Source organism: Pseudomonas sp. UBA5568 (assembly GCF_002425525.1).
In the GTDB taxonomy this organism is placed as follows: Bacteria; Pseudomonadota; Gammaproteobacteria; order Pseudomonadales; family Pseudomonadaceae; genus Aquipseudomonas; species Aquipseudomonas fulva.
On the sequence record NZ_DIMK01000010.1, the window covers coordinates 1 to 19931 of the forward strand.

General features: G+C 60.5%; 20 protein-coding genes. 16 read left to right on the forward strand and 4 right to left on the reverse strand.

The window, feature by feature from the left end; genetic code table 11:
• Positions 1–601 (forward strand): ABC transporter permease subunit (locus B2S33_RS03255; RefSeq protein ID WP_288649824.1); only part of this gene is annotated, 601 nt, incomplete at its 5' end.
• The gene (locus tag B2S33_RS03260; protein WP_288649826.1) at positions 598–1488 is read left to right on the forward strand and encodes an ABC transporter permease subunit; all 891 of its coding nucleotides are present in this window, start codon (positions 598–600) and stop codon (positions 1486–1488) included. The genes B2S33_RS03255 and B2S33_RS03260, both read left to right, overlap by 4 nt.
• A gap of 124 nt (positions 1489–1612) precedes the next feature.
• Here B2S33_RS03260 and B2S33_RS03265 read toward each other — a convergent pair whose 3' ends face one another.
• On the reverse strand, positions 1613–2620 hold the full coding sequence (locus tag B2S33_RS03265) for an RHS repeat-associated core domain-containing protein (RefSeq protein ID WP_349681299.1): 1008 nt from the start codon (positions 2618–2620) through the stop codon (positions 1613–1615).
• A 259-nt stretch (positions 2621–2879) separates the two neighbouring features.
• Between B2S33_RS03265 and B2S33_RS03270 the strand changes: the two genes are divergently transcribed.
• The 11 genes from B2S33_RS03270 to B2S33_RS03320 all read left to right on the forward strand — a co-directional run bounded on the left by B2S33_RS03270 (position 2880) and on the right by B2S33_RS03320 (position 15073).
• On the forward strand, positions 2880–3968 hold the full coding sequence (locus B2S33_RS03270; protein WP_145278872.1) for an efflux RND transporter periplasmic adaptor subunit: 1089 nt from the start codon (positions 2880–2882) through the stop codon (positions 3966–3968).
• Entirely contained in the window at positions 3965–5032 is a 1068-nt protein-coding gene (locus tag B2S33_RS03275) for an efflux RND transporter periplasmic adaptor subunit (protein ID WP_145278874.1), read from the forward strand. The genes B2S33_RS03270 and B2S33_RS03275 overlap by 4 nt, the downstream gene beginning before the upstream one ends.
• The gene (locus tag B2S33_RS03280; RefSeq protein WP_028686747.1) at positions 5029–8082 is read left to right on the forward strand and encodes an efflux RND transporter permease subunit; all 3054 of its coding nucleotides are present in this window, start codon (positions 5029–5031) and stop codon (positions 8080–8082) included. Before B2S33_RS03275 ends, B2S33_RS03280 begins: the two co-directional genes overlap by 4 nt.
• 380 nt (positions 8083–8462) lie before the next feature.
• On the forward strand, positions 8463–8645 hold the full coding sequence (gene oscA / locus B2S33_RS03285; RefSeq protein WP_003248957.1) for a sulfur starvation response protein OscA: 183 nt from the start codon (positions 8463–8465) through the stop codon (positions 8643–8645).
• Between the two features lie 49 nt (positions 8646–8694).
• The gene (locus B2S33_RS03290; RefSeq protein WP_027913446.1) at positions 8695–9702 is read left to right on the forward strand and encodes a sulfate ABC transporter substrate-binding protein; all 1008 of its coding nucleotides are present in this window, start codon (positions 8695–8697) and stop codon (positions 9700–9702) included.
• A gap of 83 nt (positions 9703–9785) precedes the next feature.
• Complete coding sequence (cysT, locus tag B2S33_RS03295) at positions 9786–10604, forward strand: sulfate ABC transporter permease subunit CysT (protein WP_023532644.1); 819 nt, start codon at positions 9786–9788, stop codon at positions 10602–10604.
• Between the two features lie 11 nt (positions 10605–10615).
• Positions 10616–11488 (forward strand): sulfate ABC transporter permease subunit CysW, encoded by an 873-nt coding sequence (gene cysW, locus B2S33_RS03300; RefSeq protein ID WP_288649829.1) that lies wholly within the window; start codon positions 10616–10618, stop codon positions 11486–11488.
• A 3-nt stretch (positions 11489–11491) separates the two neighbouring features.
• A complete protein-coding gene (locus B2S33_RS03305; protein WP_028686745.1) occupies positions 11492–12481 on the forward strand; it encodes a sulfate/molybdate ABC transporter ATP-binding protein in 990 nt (329 codons plus the stop codon).
• A 156-nt stretch (positions 12482–12637) separates the two neighbouring features.
• Positions 12638–13219: an alpha/beta hydrolase gene (locus tag B2S33_RS03310; RefSeq protein WP_027913448.1), complete on the forward strand. Its 582-nt coding sequence runs from the start codon at positions 12638–12640 to the stop codon at positions 13217–13219.
• Between the two features lie 61 nt (positions 13220–13280).
• Positions 13281–14111 carry a sigma 54-interacting transcriptional regulator gene (locus tag B2S33_RS03315; RefSeq protein ID WP_027913449.1) on the forward strand — a complete coding sequence of 277 codons (831 nt, stop codon included), beginning with the start codon at positions 13281–13283 and terminating at the stop codon, positions 14109–14111.
• Positions 14112–14287: 176 nt separating this feature from the next.
• Positions 14288–15073, forward strand: a complete 786-nt coding sequence (locus B2S33_RS03320; RefSeq protein ID WP_288649831.1) for a MetQ/NlpA family ABC transporter substrate-binding protein — start codon at positions 14288–14290, stop codon at positions 15071–15073.
• Between the two features lie 126 nt (positions 15074–15199).
• On the opposite strand, the gene B2S33_RS03325 is transcribed toward B2S33_RS03320, so the two are convergent.
• The gene (locus B2S33_RS03325) at positions 15200–16018 is read right to left on the reverse strand and encodes an alpha/beta fold hydrolase (protein ID WP_236165489.1); all 819 of its coding nucleotides are present in this window, start codon (positions 16016–16018) and stop codon (positions 15200–15202) included.
• Positions 16019–16268: 250 nt separating this feature from the next.
• Between B2S33_RS03325 and B2S33_RS03330 the strand changes: the two genes are divergently transcribed.
• Positions 16269–16835 carry a sugar O-acetyltransferase gene (locus B2S33_RS03330; RefSeq protein WP_028686743.1) on the forward strand — a complete coding sequence of 189 codons (567 nt, stop codon included), beginning with the start codon at positions 16269–16271 and terminating at the stop codon, positions 16833–16835.
• On the opposite strand, the gene B2S33_RS03335 is transcribed toward B2S33_RS03330, so the two are convergent.
• Positions 16814–17383, reverse strand: coding sequence for a DUF6436 domain-containing protein (locus tag B2S33_RS03335; RefSeq protein ID WP_027913453.1), 570 nt, complete (start codon positions 17381–17383; stop codon positions 16814–16816). The genes B2S33_RS03330 and B2S33_RS03335 overlap by 22 nt on opposite strands.
• A gap of 123 nt (positions 17384–17506) precedes the next feature.
• Between B2S33_RS03335 and B2S33_RS03340 the strand changes: the two genes are divergently transcribed.
• Positions 17507–18433 (forward strand): alpha/beta hydrolase, encoded by a 927-nt coding sequence (locus B2S33_RS03340; protein ID WP_110606365.1) that lies wholly within the window; start codon positions 17507–17509, stop codon positions 18431–18433.
• Here the strand turns inward: B2S33_RS03340 and B2S33_RS03345 are convergent, their stop codons facing one another.
• Entirely contained in the window at positions 18434–19186 is a 753-nt protein-coding gene (locus tag B2S33_RS03345; RefSeq protein WP_288501765.1) for a hypothetical protein, read from the reverse strand.
• A gap of 120 nt (positions 19187–19306) precedes the next feature.
• On the opposite strand from B2S33_RS03345, the gene B2S33_RS03350 reads away from it, so the two are divergent.
• Positions 19307–19930, forward strand: a complete 624-nt coding sequence (locus tag B2S33_RS03350; protein WP_059183548.1) for a 2OG-Fe(II) oxygenase — start codon at positions 19307–19309, stop codon at positions 19928–19930.
• The last annotated feature ends 1 nt before the right edge of the window (position 19931 follow it).

Genomic DNA, 19931 nt, shown 5'->3' on the forward strand with positions numbered 1-19931 from the left:
CCCGATGGCCTATGCCATCGCCAACGCCAAGAAGGAAACCCAGACCGTCCTGCTGCTGCTGATCATGATGCCGACCTGGACCGCGATCCTGATCCGCGTGTATGCCTGGATGGGCATTCTGAGCAACAACGGTTTGCTCAATGGCTTTTTGATGTGGACCGGGCTGATCGACCAGCCGCTGCAGATACTCAACACCAACCTGGCGGTGTACATCGGCGTGGTCTATTCCTACCTGCCGTTCATGATCCTGCCCTTGTTCGCCAACCTGGTGAAGCATGACCCAAGCCTGCTCGAAGCGGCATCCGACCTGGGGTCGAGCACCTTCAACAGCTTCTGGAAAATCACCGTGCCGCTGTCAAAAAACGGCATCATCGCCGGTTGCATGCTGGTGTTCATCCCCGTGGTGGGCGAGTTCGTGATCCCCGAACTGCTCGGCGGACCGGAAACCCTGATGATCGGTAAAGTGTTGTGGCAGGAGTTCTTCAACAACCGTGACTGGCCGGTAGCCTCCGCGCTTGCGGTGGTGATGCTGGCGATCCTGATCGTGCCCATTTTGCTGTTCAACCGCAGCCAGGCCAAGGAAATGGAGGGCAGGGCATGAAGCGCTTCGGTTTTTCCAAGCTGATGCTGGTGTTCGGCTTGCTGTTCATCTACTTGCCGATGGTGATTCTGGTCATCTACTCGTTCAACGCCTCCAAGTTGGTGACGGTGTGGGGCGGGTGGTCGGTCAAATGGTATGTCGGCTTGCTGGACAACACTCAGCTGATCGGTTCGGTGATGCGCTCGCTGGAAATCGCTTGCTACACGGCGGTAGCGGCTGTCGCGTTGGGCACCATGGCGGCTTTCGTACTCACCAGGGTCACCCGGTTCCGCGGGCGTACCTTGTTCGGTGGCTTGGTCACTGCACCGTTGGTCATGCCTGAAGTCATCACGGGTCTGTCGCTGCTGCTGCTGTTCGTGGCCATGGCGCAATTGATCGGTTGGCCGCAGGAGCGTGGCGTTGTCACCATCTGGATTGCCCACACCACCTTCTGCGCGGCCTATGTGGCCGTCGTCGTGTCGGCCCGGCTGCGTGAGCTGGACCTGTCGATCGAAGAGGCGGCCATGGACCTGGGGGCCAAGCCTTGGAAGGTGTTCTTCCTGATCACCATCCCCATGATTGCGCCTTCGCTGGCGGCAGGTGGCATGATGTCGTTCGCCTTGTCGCTCGATGACCTGGTATTGGCCAGCTTCGTGTCCGGGCCAGGCTCGACCACGTTGCCGATGGAAGTGTTCTCGGCGGTACGCCTGGGCGTGAAACCTGAGATCAACGCCGTGGCCAGCCTGATTCTGCTGTCCGTCTCGTTGGTGACATTCTTCGTCTGGTACTTCAGTCGCCGTGCCGAAGAGCGTCGCCGCAAGGCCATACAGCAGGCGATTGAAGAAGGTGCGGCGGTCAATGCGTCGCAGCCTCAGGTACGGCGCCCGGCGCCGGTAGCGCCGATCTGATCGAGGTATGGCTGCTCGTTACGCTTTTGGAGCGAGCAGCTGTTCCACACTTGCGCTTGCGCCGTGCGGAGAACTGAATGTGGCCGCATAAACGTATCGTTTGTGACGAATTGCTACGGCGAGGTCACTGGACACTTAAGCGCCGAACTCTATTCATAATTCGCTGTGGCTCGATATGTGGGGGGAGGCTGTTCCTGTGCGACAAGCTTCCTCCAGTTGAGTCCTGGTTGGGATAAAGATCCAAATAGCTGGGAAGCTCGTCCAGACCTGGCGCTTGAAGGTTTAAACTCGAATAGCTGGGAGGCGGGGCCGGAACTACCGGTTGCGTTGTTAAATGCGAGCCACCAAATCTTCTATTCGTATGGACACGTGGAGGTACCAAGGTCACATCCGCTGATGAAAAGCTCTGTACAGGGTCATGCACGTTTCGTCGGTCGCTGCCTCCCACTGTAGTCGAGAACCGTTCTCCATATGACGAGTCGGCTCTGAGCGTACTCATATATTTTTCCCGGACGAATAAAGCGGCGACAAGCGATGACCCACCAATATAAACGCCGATCGCCACTCCGATAAGGTTATCGTCATTTTTCGAAGCACCGACGACAGCAAGGGCTGTGCCTGCTGTTAAGGACGCAGCGGCTGTGATCCAGCTTGCATACTTGATCAGGCTTCTCACCGCGAAGTGGCCTGATGGATCACTTTGATTGACAGGGTCACCCAGGCAGTAGGCATACGCATTGAGCATCCCCTGTCCAAAAGGGCTCAGGTTGTCAGGGGCGCCAAACCGCATGAGTGCCGGTCTATACAGTCGATAGCCGTTGCCCAGTGGATACCCATCCAATAGTGCATCCAGTCGCTCACCGTGATACGCCCATGGCGTGTCCGGTTCATTCAAACGGGCCCTTTGGCCGTAAGGCGTGTAGGAAAAGCGAGCCAGGCAGTTGGTGTGGGGCTCGGCCATTACGGTGTTGCCCCTGTCTACCGCGCTTACTGAAGGCGTCCGCTTATCGCCTGCAAGATGGCCTAGAAAGCGTGCCTGACCTCGGAACACCGAGCGTTTGACGTCGTCACCCAGTTCCGTGACGAGTTGGCCGGCTTGATAGAACGCGTGGACCCTGCCAGATTTGTCCATACCAACATCCCCGGATGAATAAGACCGACCGTCTGCAAGCAGTGGTAGGTTGGAAGTTTCGCGTCAGGCGACAGTATCGTGATCTTGAAAGCGTGGGCTACTGACAGAATTGCCAGGGTTTGCCAACACCTGGCCTGACGAAGCCACCCACGAGGCTGGAGGGGGCAGGGCGTCTGGCGTCTACAGCAAGAATTATGGAACCCTGGCCTGCTTGGCGAATCGCATGCATGAATCTTTTGCGCGCAAGAAAGGAGCCTCCATGACGTTGTCGCGTGCGCTACTGGTCACGGGCTTGGGGCTGCTGGGCATGCTCACCGGCTGCAGCAAGGAAGAGCTGCCTGAAACGCTGCCCCGTGTAGGGGTACAGAATGTCCAGTCCGCCGATTTCGCAGCCCGGGTGACGCTGACTGGCGACATCCAGGCGCGGGTGCAGACGGACCTCTCATTCCGCGTAGGCGGCAAGCTCATTTCGCGCAGTGTAGATGTAGGCGATCACGTAAAGGCCAAGCAGGTACTGGCCCGGCTCGACCCTAAAGACTTGCAGAACAACGTGGCTTCGGCCAAGGCCGAAGTGTTCGCGGCACAGGCGCGGGTGACCCAGACCCAAGCTGCCTTCGTTCGTCAGCAGAAGCTGTTGCCCAAGGGCTATACCAGTCAAAGCGAATATGATGCTGCCCAGGCCTCGTTGCGCAGCAATCAAAGCGCGCTGAAGGCTGCGCAAGCTCAACTGGCCAACGCAAACGAGCAATTGAGTTATACCGCGCTGGTCTCCGAAGCCGACGGGGTGATCACCGAGCGTCAGGCCGAGGTAGGGCAAGTGGTGCAAGCGACCATGCCCATCTTCAGCCTGGCCCGTGACGGCGAGCGTGATGCGGTGTTCAACGTGTACGAGTCGCTTCTGGCGGGCACGCCCAGTGATGCCAGCGTCGTGGTCAGCCTGTTGGACGATCCGAAGGTCCAGGCCCGTGGAGCGGTGCGTGAAATTACCCCCACTGTCTCGGCTCAAAGCGGCACGGTGCAGGTCAAGGTCGGATTGCAGGACGTTCCGCCTGCGATGCAGTTGGGCGCGCCCGTCACCGTGACCACCCAAGGGCGGGGCAAGCCGAGTGTCGAGCTGCCCTGGTCGGCACTGACCAAAGGCTTGAAGAAACCCGCCGTGTGGATCGTGGGCGAGGGGGACAAGGTGCAGTTGCGGGAAGTCGAAGTAAGCCGCTACCTGACCGGCACTGTGGTCATCGGCAAAGGTCTCGACGGTGGCGAAGTCGTCGTGGTAACCGGCGGGCAGCTGCTGCACCCCGGTATGAAAGTTGAAAAAGTACCCGCCAAAGCGCCGGAGAGCCCGCTATGAAGCCTTGGCTGACGTTGATGTGCGCCGGTATTTTGCTTGTCGGGTGCGGCAAGGAAGAGCAGCCGCCGGAGCCGGTTCGTCCAGTGCTGTCGGTAGTGGTGCAACCTCAGTTGCAGGCCCGCTTGGGCCGCTTTGCAGGCGTGATCGAAGCGCGTTACGAAAGTACCCTGGGCTTTCGTGTGGGCGGGCGCATCGCTCGCCGCTGGCTGGACGTCGGGGCCCAGGTCAAAGCGGGCGATACGTTGGCCACGCTGGATCCGACCGACCAGCAAAATCGGCTGCGCGCTGCCGAAGGCGATCTGGCCAGGGTGCAGGCGCAGTGGATCAACGCGCAGTCCGACGCCCGCCGGCAACAACAGTTGTACGACCGCGGCGTGGGTGCTCAGGCCCAGTTGGACATCGCCCAGACCAACCTGAAAACAGCCGGCGCCACGCTGGAGCAGGCTCGTTCCTCGGTCAGTCAGGCCCGTGACCAGCTGGGCTATACCACGCTGCGCAGCGATCATGCGGCGGTGATTACTGACTGGCAGGCCGAAGCCGGGCAAACCGTCACCGCTGGGCAGGCTGTGGTCACGCTCGCCAGGCCGGACGTGAAGGAAGCGGTGATTGACCTGCCCATCGGCATTGCCGAGCAGTTGACACCGGACCTGACCTTCACTGTCGCCTCGCAGCTCAACCCCGCCGTCAACACCACCGCCACCCTGCGCGAGCTCGAGCCCAAGGCCGATGCCACCACCCGCACGCGGCGTGCGCGGCTGACCTTGGCCAGCACCCCTGAAACGTTCCATCTGGGAACTGCCGTCAGCGTCACTCTCAGCTCGCAGGTTTCTCCTCGCAGCGAGCTGCCGGTCAGCGCGCTGCTGGAGCGCGATGGCAAGACACAGGTATGGGTCGTCGACCCCCAGCAGAAAACCGTCGCCTTGCGCGACGTGACCCTGATCGACCGAAACGAAGACCGCATCGTCGTCTCATCAGGCGTACAGCCTGGGGAGCGGGTGGTGATCGCCGGCGTCAATAGCCTCAAGCCTGGCCAGCAGGTCACCTTCGACGAGGATGCGCAATGAAAGGAAGCTTCAACCTGTCCGAATGGGCGCTCAAGCATCAGTCGTTCGTGTGGTACCTGATGTTCGTCGGTTTGCTCATGGGCATCTTTTCGTACTTCAACCTGGGTCGTGAGGAGGATCCGTCCTTCACCATCAAGACCATGGTGATCCAGACCCGCTGGCCTGGCGCTACCCAGGAAGAAACGCTGCTGCAGGTCACCGACCGGATCGAGAAGAAGCTCGAGGAGCTCGATTCGCTCGATTACACCAAGAGCTATACCCGGCCTGGTGAATCAACGGTGTTCGTCTACCTGCGCGACACTACCAAGGCAGACGACATACCGCAGATCTGGTATCAGGTCCGCAAGAAGATCCAGGACATTCGCGGCGATTTCCCCGAGGGCTTGCAGGGCCCCGGCTTCAACGATGAATTCGGCGATGTGTTCGGTTCCATCTACGCCTTCACCGCCGACGGGCTGAGCCTGCGCCAGCTGCGTGATTATGTGGAGCAGGCGCGGGCCGAGGTCCGCGAAGTACCCAATATCGGCAAGATCGAAATGGTCGGTATCCAGGACGAAGTGCTCTACCTGAACTTCTCCACCCGCAAGCTCGCCGCCTTGGGTATCGACCAGCGTCAGGTGATGCAGGCTCTGCAGGCGCAGAACAGCGTGACGCCAGCGGGCGTGATCGAGGCCGGGCCGGAGCGCATCTCCGTACGGACAAGTGGGCAGTTCGCCTCGGAAAAGGACCTTGAGAACGTCAACCTGCGCATCAACGATCGCTTCTTCCGCTTGGCAGACATCGCCGAGGTCGAACGCGGCTACACCAACCCGCCTGCGCCGATGTTCCGCTACAACGGCAAGACGGCCCTGGGCCTTGCCATCGGCATGCAGAAGGGCGGCAACATCCAGGAGTTTGGCAAGGCGCTCAAGCAAACTATGCAGCGCATCACCAACGAGCTTCCGGTAGGCGTCGATGTGCACACGGTGTCCAACCAGGCGACGGTGGTGGAGAAGGCCGTCGGTGGCTTCACCAGTGCATTGTTCGAAGCGGTGATCATTGTTCTGGCCGTGAGCTTCGTCAGCTTGGGTGTGCGTGCAGGCCTGGTGGTGGCGTGCTCGATCCCGCTGGTACTGGCCATGGTGTTCGTATTCATGGAATACAGCGGCATCACCATGCAGCGTATCTCGCTAGGTGCACTGATCATTGCGCTGGGGCTGCTGGTGGATGACGCCATGATCACCGTGGAGGTGATGGTCACGCGCCTGGAGATGGGCGAGAGCAAGGAAGACGCTGCTACTTTCGCTTATACCTCCACGGCATTCCCAATGCTCACCGGTACGCTGGTGACTGTCGCAGGTTTCGTACCGATTGGCCTCAACGCAAGTTCGGCAGGTGAATACACCTTCACCTTGTTCGCGGTCATTGCCGTTGCGCTGTTGGTGTCATGGGTGGTGGCCGTGTTCTTCGCCCCCGTGCTTGGCGTGCACATTCTCAACGCCCGCAAAGTGAAGTCCCATGATGACAAGCCGGGCAGGGTAGCCCGGGTCTTCGAGCATGGCCTGCTGTGGAGCATGCGCCACCGTTGGATGACCATCATCGGCACCGTGGTGCTGTTCGCCCTGGCCGTGTTCTGCATGCGCTTTGTGCAGAACCAGTTCTTTCCTGCTTCGGACCGTCCGGAAATCCTGGTCGATCTGAACCTGCCACAGAACGCGTCGATCCAGGAAACTCGCAAGGTGGTCGACCAGCTGGAGGCCACGCTCAAGGATGACGAAGACATCGATCACTGGAGCACCTATATCGGTCAAGGTGCGGTGCGCTTCTACCTGCCGCTGGACCAGCAACTGCAGAACCCGTACTACGCCCAATTGGTCATCGTCAGCAAAGGCCTGGAAGAGCGCGGTGAGCTCATCACTCGCCTGCAGAAACGCCTGCGAGAGGACTTCGTCGGTATCGGTTCGAACGTTCAGTCGCTGGAGATGGGGCCACCTGTGGGGCGACCAATCCAGTACCGCGTCAGCGGCAAGGACATCGAGCAGGTGCGCAAGCATGCCATCGAGCTGGCGACCCTGTTGGACAAGAACCCCAACATCGGCGAAATGATTTACGACTGGAACGAGCCGGGTAAAGTGCTGCGCATCGATATTGCCCAGGACAAGGCCCGCCAGTTGGGGCTTTCTTCGGAAGATGTGGCCAATGTAATGAACAGCATCGTCACCGGCGTGCCCGTTACCCAGGTCAACGATGATATCTACCTGATCGACGTGGTGGCCCGCGCCGTGGACAGCGAGCGGGGCTCGCCCGATACGCTGCAGAACCTGCAGATCCTTACACCCAACGGCACTTCGATACCCTTGCTGTCATTCGCCACGGTGCGCTACGAGCAGGAGCAGCCTCTTGTGTGGCGGCGCGATCGCAAGCCTACGATCACCCTCAAAGCGTCGGTCAACGGGGATATTCAGCCTACGGACCTGGTGGCTCAGCTCAAGCCAGACATCGAAAAGTTCGCCAGCGAGTTGCCCACCGGCTACGAAGTGGCCACCGGCGGCACCGTGGAGGAGAGCGGCAAGGCACAGGGGCCCATCGCTAAAGTGATCCCGCTGATGCTGTTCCTGATGGCCACGTTCCTGATGATCCAGTTGCACAGCGTGAAGAAGCTGTTCCTGGTGATCAGCGTCGCGCCGTTGGGCCTGATCGGTGTGGTGTTGGCGCTGGTGCCGACGGGTACGCCGATGGGCTTCGTGGCGATCCTGGGCATCCTGGCGCTGGCGGGCATCATCATTCGTAACTCGGTCATTCTGGTCACCCAGATCGATGAATTCGAAGCCCAGGGGTATTCACCATGGGATGCCGTGGTCGAGGCCACAAACCATCGTCGCCGGCCAATCCTGCTGACAGCTGCGGCTGCCAGCCTGGGCATGATTCCGATTGCTCGCGAAGTATTCTGGGGGCCAATGGCGTACGCCATGATTGGCGGCATCATTGTGGCAACCTTGCTCACCTTGCTGTTCTTGCCAGCGCTCTACGTAGCGTCCTACAAGATCCGCGAGCCGCATCAGGAAGGTTGAGGCGCCTATCGCGCCGCTTGCCATGCGGGGCCGTTCTGCGGCCCATCATGGCCGCTTTGGCGCCCCGCAGACGCCGCGCCTACGAGGCGAACCTGCACCCCTCAACTGCACACCTAAGCCACGACCTGGAAGCCAGCGACCCTGCGCGTAAAAGCCGACTTTTCGGCGATGGACTCTACGCGCAAGCACGTCAACCAGCGCATGGCCTGCGCTAATACGTCCATTGAGGAAGCGCATCCAGACAATCTTGTAAATGGTTATATAAAAATGCCCAAACAGTATTTTTAAGAATAATCCGCCCCCACTACTATTGCTCTCACGCCAGGCGCAAACCCTCATTCAAACCTCTGCCCGGCAATCTCACTCCAAGGAGAACGAGCATGAGTGCATCGCTGCGCAGTATCGACGGTCAGGACGAAGCCACCATCTTGCGTGAGATCCAGAGCGCGCTGCGCGATCTGCGCTTTGGCGCTGTGGAAATCACCGTGCACAACGCCCAGGTGGTGCAGATCGAGCGCAAGGAGAAGTTCCGCCTGCAGCAGCCTGGCAACAAGCCCGGCTGAACACGCCCCACCTTCCAGAACTAGAAAAATGCCAATCGGGAGCTTCACCATGTCCATCCGTCGTTATGCGCTTGCCGCTCTGGCCAGTGCTATTTTTGCCGGTTCCGCCATCGCCAAGGATTACGAACTGCTGAACGTGTCCTACGACCCGACCCGTGAGCTGTACCAGCAGTACAACGCCGAGTTCATCAAGCACTGGCAGCAGGCCCATCCAGGCGATAAGGTGAAGATCCAGCAGTCCCATGGCGGCTCGGGCAAACAGGGCCGTGCGGTGATTGACGGTCTGCGCGCCGACGTGGTGACCCTGGCCTTGGCCGGCGACATCGACGAAATCGCCAAGCTCGGCAAGACCCTGCCGGAAAACTGGCAGACGCGTTTGCCGGACGCCAGCACCCCCTACACCTCGACCATCGTATTCCTGGTACGCAAGGGCAACCCCAAAGGCATCAAGGACTGGGGCGACCTGATCAAGAAGGATGTGTCGGTCATTACCCCGAACCCCAAGACTTCCGGGGGCGCGCGCTGGAACTTCCTCGCCGCCTGGGCCTATGGCCTGAAAACCGGCGGTAGCGAGGACAAGGCAAAAGCCTACGTGCAGGAACTGTTCAAGCACGTGCCAGTCCTGGACACCGGCGCCCGCGGATCGACCATCACCTTCGTCAACAACGGTCAGGGCGATGTGCTGCTGGCCTGGGAGAACGAAGCCTTCCTGGCGTTGAAGGAAGACGGTGGGGCTGACAAGTTCGACATCGTCGTGCCGTCGCTGTCGATTCTGGCCGAGCCGCCCGTGGCGGTGGTCGATAAGAACGCCGAGAAAAAGGGCAATACCGAAATCGCTACCGAGTACCTGAAACACCTCTACAGCCCGGCCGGACAGAAGATTGCCGCCGAGAACTTCTACCGCCCGCGTGACGAGAAGGTGGCGGCTGAATTTGGCAAGCAGTTCCCCAAGCTGGACCTGGTGACCATCGACAAGGACTTCGGCGGCTGGAAGATCGCCCAGCCAAAATTCTTCAATGATGGCGGTGTGTTCGACCAGATCTATCAGGCACAGTAAGGGCCAAGGAACAACACACAATTCGGACGCCTACCACGGCCCGGGATGGTTCCCGGGCCACGTGCATTCAACCAGGGATCTCTATGTCACGTCGCATTTCCCCCGTCATACCCGGCTTCGGGCTGACGCTGGGATACACCTTGGTGTACCTCAGCCTGATTGTGCTGATACCGCTGGCGGCCATGTTCATCCATGCCTCGCAGCTGACCTTCGAACAGTTCTGGACCATCATCAGCGCGCCGCGGGTCATCGCTGCGCTGAAGCTGAGCTTTGGCACCGCCCTGTTTGCCGCGATCATCAACGGTGTGATCGGGACGCTGCTGGCCTGGGTGCTGGTGCGCTATACCTTCCCCGGGCGCAAGATCATCGACGCGATGATCGATTTACCTTTCGCCCTTCCAACGGCAGTGGCCGGCATCGCGCTCACCGCGCTGTACGCGCCGGCGGGCTGGGTCGGCCAGTTCGCGACCGACCTGGGTTTCAAGATCGCCTATACCCCCTTGGGCATCACCCTGGCGCTGACGTTCGTCACCCTGCCGTTCGTGGTGCGCACGGTACAACCAGTGCTGGCAGACATCCCGCGCGAGGTCGAAGAAGCCGCTGCCTGCCTGGGCGCCAGACCGCTGCAGGTGTTTCGCCACATCCTGGCCCCGGCCTTGCTACCGGCCTGGCTCACCGGCTTTGCCCTGGCGTTCGCCCGTGGCGTGGGTGAGTACGGTTCGGTCATTTTCATCGCCGGCAACATGCCGATGAAAACCGAGATCCTGCCCCTGCTGATCATGGTCAAGCTCGACCAGTACGACTACACCGGCGCTACCGCCATTGGCGTGTTGATGCTGGTGGTTTCCTTCATTCTGCTGCTGCTGATCAACCTGTTGCAGCGCCGCATCGAAACCCCTTGAAGGAGGTCGGCATGTCCAGTTCTTCCCTGAATGCACCCGCCGCCGCCAACGCCGCCCGCCGCGGCAGCGCCACATCGCGGCGGTTACTCATCGGCCTTGGCTGGCTGGTGTTTGCACTGTTTCTGCTGTTGCCGCTGGTCATCGTGGTTTCCCAGGCCCTGAAGAATGGGTTCGGCACTTTCTTCGAAGCCATCTTCGAACCCGACGCGTTGTCGGCCCTGAAGCTCACCCTGCTCGCCGTTGTCATTTCGGTGCCGCTGAACCTGGTGTTCGGGGTCAGTGCGGCATGGTGCGTGAGCAAGTACAGCTTCCGCGGCAAAAGTATTCTGGTCACCCTGATTGACCTGCCGTTCTCGGTGTCGCCCGTGATCGCCGGCCTGGTCTACGTGCTCATGTTCGGTGCCCAGGGCCTGTTCGGGCCGTGGCTGCAGGATCACGACATCCAGATCGTCTTCGCCCTGCCGGGCATCGTCCTGGCCACCATCTTCGTCACGGTCCCGTTCGTAGCCCGTGAGCTGATTCCGCTGATGCAGGAACAAGGCACCCAGGAAGAAGAAGCTGCCCGGTTGCTCGGTGCCAATGGCTGGCAGATGTTCTGGCATGTGACGCTGCCGAACATCAAGTGGGGCCTTATCTATGGCGTGGTGTTGTGTACAGCGCGGGCGATGGGCGAATTCGGCGCGGTGTCGGTCGTTTCCGGCCATATTCGTGGCGTGACCAACACGCTGCCGCTACACGTGGAAATTCTCTACAACGAGTACAACCACGTGGCGGCCTTCAGCGTGGCCAGCCTGTTGCTGATCCTGGCGCTCTTCATCCTGCTGCTCAAGCAGTGGAGCGAGAACCGTATTAACCGTCTGCGCCATAGCGCTGCGGAGGAATGATTCATGTCGATCGAAGTTCGTAACGTCAGCAAGCGTTTCAACAGTTTCCAGGCGCTCGATGGTATCAACCTGGACATCAACAGCGGTGAGCTGGTAGCGCTGCTGGGCCCATCCGGCTGCGGCAAGACCACGCTGCTGCGCATCATCGCCGGCCTGGAAACACCTGATCAGGGCAATATCGTATTCCATGGCGAGGACGTATCTGGCCATGACGTTCGTGATCGCAACGTCGGATTCGTATTCCAGCACTACGCGCTGTTCAGGCACATGACCGTATTCGACAACGTCGCCTTCGGCCTGCGCATGAAGCCCAAGGGTGAGCGCCCGAGCGAAAGCAGCATTGCCCATAAAGTGCACGAGCTGCTGAACATGGTGCAGCTCGACTGGCTGTCCGATCGCTACCCGGAGCAATTGTCCGGTGGTCAGCGTCAGCGTATCGCCCTTGCCCGCGCGCTGGCCGTAGAGCCCAAGGTGCTGCTGCTGGACGAACCCTTCGGCGCGCTGGACGCCAAGGTGCGAAAGGAGCTGCGCCGCTGGCTGGCCCGCTTGCACGAAGATATCAACCTGACCTCGGTATTCGTGACCCATGACCAGGAAGAGGCCATGGAAGTGGCTGACCGGATCGTGGTCATGAACAAGGGCGTGATCGAGCAGATCGGCTCGCCGGGCGAAGTGTACGAACAACCCGCCAATGATTTCGTCTACCACTTCCTGGGGGATTCCAACCGCCTGGCCTTGAGCGAGGGTCAGCATGTGCTGTTCCGGCCCCATGAAGTGTCGTTGTCGCGTCATGAAACCGAGGGCCACCATGCCGCCGAAGTTCGGGATATTCGCCCGTTGGGTGCCACCACGCGGGTGACCTTGAAAGTCGAGGGCCAAAGCGAGCTGATCGAAGCTGAGGTGGTCAAGGACCACGACAGTCTGACAGGGCTGGCAAGGGGCGAAACGTTGTTCTTCCGGCCGAAGGTCTGGCAGAAACTGCCAGCCATTTGAGGCAGTACGGTTGATGGGAATAACGCGGCGTCGCAAGGTCACGTCGGCTGGTTATTTGCTTAAAGGTTATAAACAAATTTCTTTTTATTCCTTTAAGTATATATAGGCCGCCTTATACTGGGTTTCCAAGCACGCAAGCTACTGGAGACCCACTTCATGCGTAACGAATCAGTTCGCTACCTGATCATCCCAGGCTGGCAGGGATCGCCGGACAATCATTGGCAAAGCCACTGGCAGCGTACGCTGCCCAACAGCGCACGCGTGGAGCAGCGCGATTGGCTGACACCGCTCTGCCAGGACTGGGTGAAGGCGCTGGATACCGCCATCGCCGCCGAGCCCGGCCCGGTGATCCTGATTGCCCATAGCCTGGGCTGCATCACGGTGGCGCATTGGGCCGAACAGGCCGCTGCCGCTCTGCTCGGTCGCGTGCGTGGCGCCTTGTTGGTGGCGCCGGCGGATGTCGAGCGACCAGGGTGCGCGCCGGCGCTGCGCAATTTTTCGCCCATCCCGCAGGCGCCGCTTCCCTTTCCGAGTCAGGTGGTCAGCTCGGACAACGATCCCGCTGTCAGCGTCCCGCGCGCCTTGCACATGGCCCAGCAGTGGGGTGCAGAAGCAGGGCTTCTGACCGGCGCCGGCCACATCAACGTGAAATCCGGCCATGAATGCTGGGAGCAGGGGTTCGCCTACCTGTATCGCCTGCAAGGCCGCATCGAACAACGCGCGCTGCGCCGCGCCTGAACGGCGTCCGTTTCCATCCGTCACACGCCCGGCCGCCGCAGGCCAGGGGCGGGAGCTCGTCATGACGTATCAGAACCCCTTCGGCCAGCCATTGCTGACATTCCCCGAACTCGACAAGAGCCCGCTGAGCATTCGCGCCAAGGCGCTGGTCTTCATCGACCCGCGTTCCCAGCGATTGCGCACGGAGCTGGAGCACCTGGCGCCGCTGCCGCTGCCGGTGCTGATCCGAGGCGAAACCGGCACCGGCAAGGAGTTGCTGGCCCGCCAGATTCACCGCGCCAGCGACCGCACCGGCCTGTTCGTGTCGGTCAACTGCGCCGCCATCAGCCCAACCTATGCCGATGCAGAGCTGTTCGGTTATAGCGCCGGTAGCCATGGCGGCACTGCCAGCAGCCGCGCTGGCTGGTTCGGATCGGCCAACGGCGGCACGCTTTACCTGGACGAGATCGCCGACTTGCCACAGGCCATTCAGGCCAAGCTGCTGGCAGCACTGGAAAACCGCGAAGTCACCCGCGTAGGCGCACACCAGGCGCAGCCGGTGGATGTACGACTGGTGGCGGCCACGAGCATTGATCTGGCGCGGGTGGTGAAGGCAGGGCGCTTCAGCGAGCGGTTGTATCAATATTTGCGCGAGGGCGCCCTTGAATTGCCGCCGCTGCGCGAGCGGCCGGGGGACATCCTTGCGTTGGCGGAATACTTCGTTGGCATCTACAGCGGGCGTTTGCAGCGGCCCGTGCCGTTGATAAGCGAGGCTGCACAGAGCCTGCTCGAGCAGCATCCTTGGACCGGCAATACCCGTGAGCTGGAAAACGTCATCCACTTCGCCTTGCTGGTCAGTGATGGGCCGGAAATCCTGCCCGAAGACCTGGACCTGCCCGACGTTCCACGCTAGAGGCAGCTCATAAGCAAACACGCTGGTGGCATTTTGGTTTTGGAATAAGCAACGAAATAAAAGATATTGTTCGGGAATAAAAATTATCGGTATTGTCCGCTTCACGCCCGTCATCGCATTGCGTTGGGCGCCCCATTTGCCATCTTCGATGGCTCAGATGCAGAACAAGGATCACCATGAAGAAGACCCTGCTGACCACTGCCCTGGCTGCCGCCCTGTCCTTTAGCGGCCTGGTCGCCGCCGCCGAAAAACTGGTGGTTGCCGCAACGCCGGTGCCCCATGCCGAGATCTTGGAGCTGATCAAGCCGACGTTGGCCAAAGAAGGTGTCGACTTGCAGATCAAGGTATTCACCGACTACGTGCAACCCAACGTGCAGGTTGACCAGAAGCGTCTGGATGCCAACTACTTCCAGACCCTCCCGTACCTGCAGAGCTTCAACGAGGGCAAGGGTACGCACCTTGAGACCGTGATCGGCGTGCATGTCGAGCCGTTTGGTGGCTACTCGAAGAAGGTCAAAAGCCTGGATGAGCTCAAGGAAGGCTCAAGCGTTGCCATTCCTAACGAGGGCAGCAACAGCGGCCGCGCACTGCTGCTCTTGCAGAAGGCGGGGCTGATCACCCTCAAGGACCCGAAGAACGCCCTGGCCACCCCGAAAGACATCGCCGAGAACCCGAAAAACCTGAAGTTTCGCGAGCTGGAGTCGGCCATGTTGCCGCGCGTGCTGGATCAGGTCGACCTGGACATGATCAATACCAACCACGCGCTGGAAGCCGGCCTGAATCCTGCCAAGGATGCCTTGGTCATCGAAGGCAGCGACTCGCCTTACGTCAACTTCCTCGTGGCGCGTCCTGACAACAAGGACAGCGATGCCATTCAGAAGCTGGCCAAAGCCTTGACCAGCCCTGAAGTGAAGGCATTCATCGCCAAGAAATACCAAGGTGCCGTGCTGCCTGCATTCTGATGCACCGGCTGCCTTCGGGTCGTTTCCAATCGCGACCTGAGGGCGTCTCCACCTGAGCCCAACCCTATTGGGCTCAGGTTACCGCGTTGCAAGAATGGTCAGCTGCTTGAAACAGGCCAGCAGGCTTCAGCAGTGTCGCGGTAGCCAATTCAAGAGAAACTGGTTCACCACCTCAGGGTTTTCCAGGCACGAGATATGCCCCGCAACGGGGATCTGAGCGGCCAGGCAATTGATGATCTGCGCCATCTCGTTGGCTTCAGCCGGTGACCTGGGGATGTCCTGGTCGCCACACACCACGATGGTTCGTTCGCTACAAAGGCCCCCTAATTGGGCCAGTGCGTCCGCTCGGCCAAATATGATGCGGCCCATTGGGTCATAGCTGTCGCGGATAGTGTCGGCGGACGTGGCCTTCAATGTTGCTCGAAACCGTTCACGCAGTGCTGGCACTGTATGGCCGCCGGGATGAAAGAAGATGGGTACGATGACGTCCAGCAGCTCATCGTCGAACGCACCTGCGGCAGACGCAGCATCCAACAAGGCGAAATACTTGCGTTTGGTGGCGTCCGGCTCTGCGCCCAGGTAGGTATCCATCAGCACCAGGCGGTCAACCCGCTCGGGATGCTCGGCGGCCAGCAGTGCCCCCCACATCCCCCCGACCGATAGCCCCACCAGGTGGCAGCGTTCAATCCCCAGCTTGTCGAGCAATTGAATGTGCTGACGCGCCAGATCAGAGGTGGTTCTGGTCGTAACCGGCGGAGCATCGGAGTCGCCGTGCCCCCAGAGCTCTGGAATGATGACTCGAAAATGCCGGGACAGCGCGTCGAGCTGCTCACTCCACATGTCAGCTGACCACAAATAGCTGTGGCCAAGGAGCACTGGAAAACCTTGGCCCTGGTCGATGTAGCTCAGCCGTGCGCCATCGATTTCCATGAATCTTTTATGCATAGGTCATTTCTCTTGAGAAAAAATGCATGCAGTAAGCGCGTAGGCCTGCTCGTTACATGCGCTTGTCTGATTAGTGGATGCACACCAGAACGTATCCTTTAGCAAACGCGTTGCCATCGGCGGGTTCTGATAGCGCGCTGCACAGCCGCTGCGGGGTTGAGCAGCACGCCGTTTTCATGCGACGCGTTGGGAAGTCTGGTTCATCGTGAGGTCTGACGATCAGTAGCATAACGAGCCGCCAGGAGTTTCCATGTCCAAAAGCGAAAAACAGAAAATGCTGACAGGCGAGCTGTATCACGCCACGTGCCCCGAGTTGCAAGCCGAACAGGCGGCCAACAAACACTGGATGCACCGCTACAACAACAGCGTGGAGCTGACGGCCCAGGCGCGGCATGCATTGCTGGCAGGGCACCTCGGCCATGCGGGTGAGGGTGTGGTGCTGCGTGCCCCTTTCTATTGCGACTATGGATACAACATCAGCGTGGGCCGCAATACGTTCATGAACTTCAATTGCGTGATCCTTGACGTACTGCCTGTGCACATCGGCGAGGACTGCCAGATCGGCCCCAATGTGCAGATCTACACGGCCGACCACCCGCTCGACCCGCAGCTGCGGCGCACGGGCCTTGAGAGTGGGCGGCCGGTCAGCATTGGCAATAACGTGTGGATTGGTGGCGGTGCCATCATTCTTCCAGGGGTGTGCATCGGTGATGATGCAGTGGTCGGCGCAGGCAGTGTCGTTACCCGGGATGTTCCGGCAGGGGCGACGGTGGTGGGCAACCCTGCTCGCATACATCAGTCTGCCCAGGGGCAGTAACAGCCGATCGCCAGGGTGTTGGAGGCGCTGACAGGGCGGCCGTCGAGCAGCGCGGTGAGTATGGGCTCGATGAAGCTGTTGGCAGCGTTGCATACCGCGCCTTCGCTGTACGGGCCGAAGTAGGCCAGGTGCCCTTGGCGATCCCAGATGGCTACCGCGGGCGACGCTGGCATATGTTCACTGCCAGGCAGGTTGCTTAGTGGTTCCAGCGCAGCAAGGTCGTCCGGCAGATAGCCCCGTGTGCCGGGTTTGTGCAAGACGTGAAAGCTGACGCCCCGGTTCGTGAACTGCTTCATCAGGTCGGCCAGGTGCTGTTGGTTGCCAACGTTACACGGGCAGGCTGGGTCCCAGAAATGCACGACCCGCACGGGTCCGGGGCCGGCCAGTTCGGTAGGTAGCTGTAAGTGCGAGCCGTCGAACAACGTGGCCTGGTTGTCGAACGGGCGTAAATAGCGGACCTGGAAGGTCGTGTACGCCTGCCAGATGATGACCGTCCCGGCCACGACGCCGAGCATCATGCTCAGCCATTTGAGAGTTCGCAGGTTCATGAAAGGCCGATTGCTGCTCCCACGGGCAGTGGGAGGTGGGTTGCTGGTACGGCCAGCTTGCCACGGCGCGTCGATGAGCTGAATATCTCAGGTCAATACTTGCTTCACGCCGGACCCACCAAAATGCCTGCAAGCTTCCATCCAGACCTCCTGCGCACAAGCCTGGCCCCGCTGAATGCGCGTAAGCCGCTGTGCACCCATGCGAAGGCCTACCAACGCTTCTATGGGCTCGATCTGCCTGTCCACAGCTGGCTTGGGCAGTTTGCGGTTGCCGGATTCGAGGTGGTTGCGCAGGTGTGGTGTCCAGAGCAGCCCAAGGCTACTTTGCTGCTGTTGCACGGGTACTACGACCACATGGGCTTGTACAGGCATCTGGTGGCATGGGCATTGAAGCGCGGTTATGCCGTTGTCAGCTGCGATTTACCCGGCCACGGCCTGTCTAGCGGCGAACGCGCCAGCATCGATGATTTCGCGATCTACCAGCAGGTACTTGAGTGCCTGTTCGAACAGACGCGCAGCTTGCAGCTGCCTCATCCATGGCACCTGTGCGGGCAGAGCACAGGTGGGGCCATTGCCGTGGATCACCTGCTGCACAACCCACAGACAAGCCCCATCGATGGGCAGGTATTGCTGCTTGCCCCATTGGTACGCCCCTGTGCCTGGCGCTGGTCGAAGCTCAGCTATCACGTGTTGCGCCACTTCGTGAACGGCATCGAGCGGCGTTTCACCGAAAACAGCACAGACCCTGCATTTCTACCGTTTCTTGAAGCTGATCCGCTTCAGCCCAGGCGGCTACCAACGGCATGGGTTGGCGCACTGATCGATTGGATCACACGCATCGAGGCGGCGCCCGTCAGTACCCGGCAGCCCTTGATTGTGCAAGGAGAGGCCGATGGCACGGTCGACTGGCCTTACAACCTTCAGGTGCTGAGGGCTAAGTTCGCGCAGCCCCAGGTCATGATGCTACCCGGGGCCCGACATCATCTTGCCAACGAACTGCCTGCCATTCGACAGCGCTATTTCGACTTCATCGACCAGCACTTGGGTTGATCAATTCAGCTCGCCGGTACTTTGGCCAACCGCCAGGCCGGCGCGAATGGCTGTCAGCGCAGCTCGATAGTAGGCTTTGCCGTCGTTGGATTCGGCAAAGGTTGCAAACGCTTCGAGTTCTGCGTCCGTGAGGTCACGGTATACATACAGCAGGGTGTTGTTCAGGTCCTGGCCGATCTGCTTCATAAGGCGTTGGCGCTGGCCGTCGAGCAGACCTTGGGCCTGCCCACCGCCCAACAACCCCGGAATCATCGAGCTCAGGCTGTCGGCAGCCATGCCGGCAATGGCAAGGCTCACCTCGGCCCCTGCCTCACGGGCGGGTAGCGCCTGGGCCAGGTGCCCAATGATCAGCATGCGATCATCGCTGGCCTGAATCTTCGGGAGCCCATCGGCGTTCTTGGCCAACTCATCCTTGCGGGTAGCCCGCAATTCGGCCGCGACGATCTTGCGCCCTAGCGGCGACTGGAAAAAGGCCAGCGCCGGTGATGGATTGGGCAGTGCCGAGCGCAGTTGCGCCAGTGCACGGCGGTCCACGGCCTGGGCCTGGAAGCGCTGGTTGCTGTTGCTCACCAGCGCCTGGTAAACGGCAGGTGGCAAGCTGTTGCGGTAGCGCTGCTGGGCGGCGTTCAAGGCGTCGGTGAAATGGGCGCGTTGCTCGGGCCAGCCAGCGGTCTTGTACAGCTGATCCAGGCTATCTGCCCAGACAGGCAACGTGCAGCTCATCAGCAGAATCAGGGAAAACAGACGGCGCATTCAGGACTCCTGTCGGCAGAGGGCTATTGTCTGTGGGGCAGCGCCGGTTTGTCGAGATATCCACGCGCTTCTCAGCCAAGTGGCGCTGTGCGCCGACGGGGCGAATGGATATGATGCGCCATGCACATTTCCCCCCAACACCCAATGCTTGCGGCCGTCGTCGACGATTTGGCCACCCATGGCTGGTCCCAGCAGGCACTGTTCCTGCCGGCGGACCTGGTCGGCGCGCTGGCAAACGAATGCCGACGCCGTTATGCCGAAGGGGAGCTCAACCCCGCAGGGATTGGACGGGGGCCTTCCCAAGAGGTGCGCGAGGCCATCCGTGGGGATCAGATCCAGTGGATCGATCCAGGCCAGGCGCACGCCTGCGACCAGTACCTGGCAGCCATGGACCAACTGCGCCTGGCAATCAACCAAGGGCTCTTCCTGGGCCTGGAAGACTTCGAATGCCACTTTGCGCTTTACCCACCCGGCGCCTTCTACAAACGGCATCTGGACCGTTTTCGCGATGACGACCGGCGCATGGTTTCGGCCGTGTTCTACCTGAACGAAGACTGGACGCCCGCAGACGGGGGGCAGTTGCGCATGTTCCTGGCCGATGGGGTGGAGCACGATGTTCAGCCCGTCGCGGGGTGCCTGGTGGTCTTCCTGTCCGGCGAAGTCCCTCATGAGGTGCTGCCGGCCGGTCGCGAGCGCCTGTCATTGACTGGCTGGTTCAGGCGCCGTGGCAATGATCCCTTCTGAG

Coding starts and splice junctions, on each gene's coding strand:
- B2S33_RS03325 (WP_236165489.1), bottom strand. CDS start 16,018: ATGCATAAAAGATTCATGGAAATCGATGGCGCACGGCTGAGCTACATC.
- B2S33_RS03310 (WP_027913448.1), top strand. CDS start 12,638: ATGCGTAACGAATCAGTTCGCTACCTGATCATCCCAGGCTGGCAGGGA.
- B2S33_RS03335 (WP_027913453.1), bottom strand. CDS start 17,383: ATGAACCTGCGAACTCTCAAATGGCTGAGCATGATGCTCGGCGTCGTG.
- B2S33_RS03330 (WP_028686743.1), top strand. CDS start 16,269: ATGTCCAAAAGCGAAAAACAGAAAATGCTGACAGGCGAGCTGTATCAC.
- B2S33_RS03315 (WP_027913449.1), top strand. CDS start 13,281: ATGACGTATCAGAACCCCTTCGGCCAGCCATTGCTGACATTCCCCGAA.
- B2S33_RS03265 (WP_349681299.1), bottom strand. CDS start 2,620: ATGGACAAATCTGGCAGGGTCCACGCGTTCTATCAAGCCGGCCAACTC.
- B2S33_RS03345 (WP_288501765.1), bottom strand. CDS start 19,186: ATGCGCCGTCTGTTTTCCCTGATTCTGCTGATGAGCTGCACGTTGCCT.
- cysT (WP_023532644.1), top strand. CDS start 9,786: ATGTCACGTCGCATTTCCCCCGTCATACCCGGCTTCGGGCTGACGCTG.
- B2S33_RS03260 (WP_288649826.1), top strand. CDS start 598: ATGAAGCGCTTCGGTTTTTCCAAGCTGATGCTGGTGTTCGGCTTGCTG.
- B2S33_RS03340 (WP_110606365.1), top strand. CDS start 17,507: ATGCCTGCAAGCTTCCATCCAGACCTCCTGCGCACAAGCCTGGCCCCG.
- B2S33_RS03290 (WP_027913446.1), top strand. CDS start 8,695: ATGTCCATCCGTCGTTATGCGCTTGCCGCTCTGGCCAGTGCTATTTTT.
- oscA (WP_003248957.1), top strand. CDS start 8,463: ATGAGTGCATCGCTGCGCAGTATCGACGGTCAGGACGAAGCCACCATC.
- B2S33_RS03305 (WP_028686745.1), top strand. CDS start 11,492: ATGTCGATCGAAGTTCGTAACGTCAGCAAGCGTTTCAACAGTTTCCAG.
- cysW (WP_288649829.1), top strand. CDS start 10,616: ATGTCCAGTTCTTCCCTGAATGCACCCGCCGCCGCCAACGCCGCCCGC.
- B2S33_RS03275 (WP_145278874.1), top strand. CDS start 3,965: ATGAAGCCTTGGCTGACGTTGATGTGCGCCGGTATTTTGCTTGTCGGG.
- B2S33_RS03320 (WP_288649831.1), top strand. CDS start 14,288: ATGAAGAAGACCCTGCTGACCACTGCCCTGGCTGCCGCCCTGTCCTTT.
- B2S33_RS03350 (WP_059183548.1), top strand. CDS start 19,307: ATGCACATTTCCCCCCAACACCCAATGCTTGCGGCCGTCGTCGACGAT.
- B2S33_RS03280 (WP_028686747.1), top strand. CDS start 5,029: ATGAAAGGAAGCTTCAACCTGTCCGAATGGGCGCTCAAGCATCAGTCG.
- B2S33_RS03270 (WP_145278872.1), top strand. CDS start 2,880: ATGACGTTGTCGCGTGCGCTACTGGTCACGGGCTTGGGGCTGCTGGGC.